The 1,253-nt window shown below is 48.7% G+C and carries 1 protein-coding gene; it reads right to left on the minus strand.

Translation table 11 applies throughout. The features are described 5' to 3' along the window. Positions 1–107 precede the first annotated feature (107 nt). Positions 108–1,253, minus strand: a protein-coding gene (locus F6K49_RS50280) for an IS630 family transposase (protein ID WP_293110358.1) whose coding sequence is annotated in 2 segments (ribosomal slippage) — positions 108–829 and positions 829–1,253 — 1,147 coding nt annotated over the 2 segments. Because the reading frame shifts where the segments join, the coding sequence is not laid out codon by codon here. This gene is flagged as partial in the annotation.

A 1,253-nucleotide genomic window follows, 5' to 3' on the forward strand; every position in this document is an offset into this window, starting at 1 on the left:
GAAACCCAACACCAGTAACGCTTTGTTGGGTTTCCCTACCGCTCAACCCAACAAACGTTTTTAGGTGTGCCACGCCAGTAGTGGAGTGACCACTCTTAAAAAGTGCATTATACAGAAAAATCTTGATCAGTCTCAAAAACAGGGTAAAGGTGTTTGAGTTTGACTCGTGCATCTTCTGTGGTAAATTGCCACACTACTTTGGCACAGGCATTGTTCCGCTCCTGCTGCCAAGCCTCTATCTCCTTTTGAAGTTCTTCGGCTGTAGCCAGGCGACGGTCAAGACATTGTTTGGACAGAACACACAACTCTGTTTCCGCCACATTGAGCCAACTGCCATTACGTGGGGTGTGAATCATCTCTAACCGCCGTGCTAAACGGTGAGCTTCGGGGGCGGGAAAAGTTTTGTACAAAGAGGTGATGGTGTGGGTGTTGAGATTATCTGAGAGTAAGCGAATTTTGGGGGCATCTGGATAGTCAACATCCAATAGATGCTTAATTTCATCGGCCCAGTCTTCACAGGTGCGATGGTCTCGACAACTCACCCGTCGCCAACCTCGATTGGGGTCAAAGAACATAAACAGGGCTTGGACTCCTTCGCGGGTGTAGTGATAGTCTTCCTTCACATCAAGCCCCGGCTGCATCGGAATGGGTTCATATAGATGCCCATGCAGTTCTTTACTCGCTTCATCCATACAAATTAACGGCATCTCTGGATTGGCTGGACGGGTGTACTCGTCTAGAACCACTTCCATCTCGGCGACGAATCTGGGCAAGTCCCGCTCAGGGATGCAGAATCTCTCGGTTTTCCAAGGGCGCAATTGGTTTTTTTGAGTGTTTTTCTCACGGTTTCTCTGCCGATTTGCGTGACAATTCTGCGTTTTTTCAGTTCATTGGTTAACAAGCGAATGCTCCAGTTCCCTCTTCCTGCTGGTGGTTGTGAGCAGCACAGAGCAATAATTTGAGCTTCGGTCTCTCCATCCACGATTGGGTCTACCGGGGGCTTTCTTCTCGCTTTTCTTTCCAATGCTGGCGCTTCCCCTTTCTCTAGAAATCGCTGGCGGATTCGACCCACTGTGTTGCGATGCAGATTCAGAGCTTGAGCGATTTCGTTATCTGTCCATGTTCTCGTTGCCAGCTCTCCTTCATCGGACATCAACAAGATTTGTGCATGAAGGATTTTTTTGGCTGGTGCGTGTCCATTCCGGCTAATTGCTTCGAGTCTTTGCCTTTGCTCTGTACTCAGTGCAATCTTG

The organism is Moorena sp. SIO3I6 (assembly GCF_010672095.1).